At 63.8% G+C, this 2337-nt stretch carries 3 protein-coding genes, 1 tRNA gene and 1 pseudogene; all 5 read left to right on the top strand.

Annotated features, from left to right (window positions below; translation table 11 throughout):
• Positions 1 to 354, top strand: a pseudogene (locus ACE3S9_RS18625) (cell envelope biogenesis protein TolA); the annotation flags it as partial.
• A 190-nt stretch (positions 355 to 544) separates the two neighbouring features.
• Positions 545 to 1126, top strand: coding sequence for a cold-shock protein (locus ACE3S9_RS18630; RefSeq protein WP_374547967.1), 582 nt, complete (start codon positions 545 to 547; stop codon positions 1124 to 1126).
• A 39-nt stretch (positions 1127 to 1165) separates the two neighbouring features.
• A complete protein-coding gene (locus ACE3S9_RS18635; RefSeq protein ID WP_374547968.1) occupies positions 1166 to 1714 on the top strand; it encodes a DUF192 domain-containing protein in 549 nt (182 codons plus the stop codon).
• Between the two features lie 82 nt (positions 1715 to 1796).
• Positions 1797 to 1873 (top strand) — tRNA-Pro (locus tag ACE3S9_RS18640).
• 62 nt (positions 1874 to 1935) lie between these two features.
• Complete coding sequence (locus tag ACE3S9_RS18645) at positions 1936 to 2241, top strand: ETC complex I subunit (protein ID WP_374547969.1); 306 nt, start codon at positions 1936 to 1938, stop codon at positions 2239 to 2241.
• Positions 2242 to 2337 lie beyond the last annotated feature (96 nt).

Genomic DNA, 2337 nt, shown 5'->3' on the forward strand with positions numbered 1-2337 from the left:
GAAGAGCCTGCGCTTGACGACGGCGCCGCTCTGGCCTTGAGCGCGGGCCTGCCGCAAGCCGCGCCGCGCGGCGCCCATGACTCGCTTTATCCGGGCGAACGGCCGTTCGGCCTGCTGGCGCCGCCCGGCGGCGCGGCCGATGATTTGAGTCGGATCGCGGGGCTGGACGAGGCGACGGCGCAACGGCTGAATCTGCTGGGCGTCTGGACCTTCCGCCAGATCGCCGCCTGGTCGCCCGACAATAGCCGCTGGGTCGATTCCTTCCTCGCCTCGCCGGGCCTCGTCGCGCGCGCGCAATGGCGCGAACAGGCCGCGGCCCTCGCGGGCCGCGCGTCGCGGAAGCACGAGATCTGAGCGACGCGCCATGGCCTGGTCCATGACAAAAAATATGTGGGATAACCTTGCCGCCGTAAAAAACGGCTAGGAACGCCGATTCTCGATGCTATCCTTAATCAAGTGATTCTCAGCTCTTTCGAAGAGATGAACTGGGGACCAACCCTGGTCGGTATACAGGATTTAGCCATTTAGATCGGGAGCCGCTTCATTGGGCGCCAGTGAACACCCTGGACTTTCGCAAGATCTCGAATCCGGGGCGGCGGCGGAAGCCGCCGCGGAGGTCATTGAGATCCGTGGACGGATCAAATGGTTCGACATGGCCAAGGGCTTTGGCTTTGTCGTGCCGGATAACGGTCTGGCCGACGTTCTGCTTCATGTCACGGTGCTGAGGCGCGACGGCTATCAGACGGCGCCCGAGGGCGCGGCTGTGGTTTGTCAGGCGCAGAACCGGTCGCGCGGCCTGCAGGTGTTCCGCATCCTGTCCATGGACGAATCCACCGCCGTTCATCCCGCGCAATTGCCGATGGCCCGCACCCATTGCGTGGCGCAGGCGGTCGGCGGTTTTGAAATTGTCGTGGTGAAATGGTTCAATCGTGTGAAGGGATTCGGTTTCCTGACCCGCGGCGAAGGCACCGAAGACATCTTCATCCATATGGAGACCCTGCGCCGCTACGGCATAGCCGATCTGAAACCCGGCGATTCGCTGCTGGCGCGGTTCGGCGACGGGCCGAAGGGACTGATGGCCGCCGAAGTGCGGACCCTGGAGACGCGTCTGCCGAGCGCCCACTGATAAAGACGACCGGCGGCGTGGGACTTGTGAGAGGTTGTAATGGCGCGTTTGTTCGGGTCTGCCGCCCTGTTTTCGCGCCGTGCGCGCTCCCTGGCGCTTCTGCTGCCGCTCATCGGCGCCGCCGCTCTCGTTCTCCTCCCCTCATCCGCGGCTCTTTCCACATCGGCCTGGGCGCTGGAATCCGGCGCGGCCGTCGCCCTTGAGCCGCTGACCATCGTCACCGATCCCAAAGGCGCGCATCCGGTCGATCATGCTTTGTCGGTCGAGGTGATGCGCACCGAGGCCGAGCGTGAGCACGGGCTGATGGAGCGTCCCTATCTGCCGGCGGATCGCGGGATGCTGTTCCAGTTCGATGTCGAGCAGCCCATCCTGATGTGGATGAAGAACACGCTGATTCCGCTCGACATGATCTTCATTTCGCGGGCCGGGGTGGTGACTCATATCCATGAAAACGCCGAGCCCATGTCCGAGGCAATCATTTCATCGAAGGGGCCGGTCTTCAGCGTGCTGGAGGTCAATGCCGGCTATGCGCGCAAGATCGGGCTCAAACCGGGCGATCTGGTGCGGCACGCCATTTTCAGACCGTGATCTTTCGCAGATGACTTGCCGGACCTGATTTGGGCGGTCTTGTCGGGGCGCGTCGCCCATGCTAGCGAATTCACGGCGCTGTCGGGGTATAGCGCAGCCTGGTAGCGCGGAAGTTTTGGGTACTTCAGGTCGCAGGTTCGAATCCTGCTGCCCCGACCACAGGCTCGCCAATGCGTCCGGCTCCGCCGGGCGGGCGTCGAGGATGGGAGATTGGAACGGTCATGACGGCTCGCATTTATCGTCCCTCGAAACCCGCCACCCAGTCTGGCATGGGCAAGACCAAGCTGTGGCGGCTCGAATATACGCCGGAAAGCGCGCGCACCATCGAGCCGCTGATGGGCTGGACCTCTTCGGGCGACATGAAGAGCCAGATCAAGCTGACCTTCGACACCCGCGAGGAGGCCGTGGCTTATTGCGAGCGCAACGGCATCGCCTATCGCGTCGAGGAGCCGCAGGAGCTCAAGCGCCGCATCGTGTCCTATTCGGATAATTTCCGCAACAACCGCCTGGCGCCCTGGACCCATTGACGGTTCGGGATCGGTCGGGCGACGGGGCCCCGTAGCTCAGCTGGATAGAGCAGCCGCCTTCTAAGCGGCAGGCCGCTGGTTCGAATCCAGCCGGGG

The sequence above is a fragment of the Rhodoblastus sp. genome (assembly GCF_041915505.1).
In the GTDB taxonomy this organism is placed as follows: domain Bacteria; phylum Pseudomonadota; class Alphaproteobacteria; order Rhizobiales; family Beijerinckiaceae; genus Rhodoblastus.

Excerpts from the sequence above, each read along its gene's own strand:
- ACE3S9_RS18635 (WP_374547968.1), top strand. The coding sequence starts at position 1,166 with ATGGCGCGTTTGTTCGGGTCTGCCGCCCTGTTTTCGCGCCGTGCGCGC.
- ACE3S9_RS18645 (WP_374547969.1), top strand. The coding sequence starts at position 1,936 with ATGACGGCTCGCATTTATCGTCCCTCGAAACCCGCCACCCAGTCTGGC.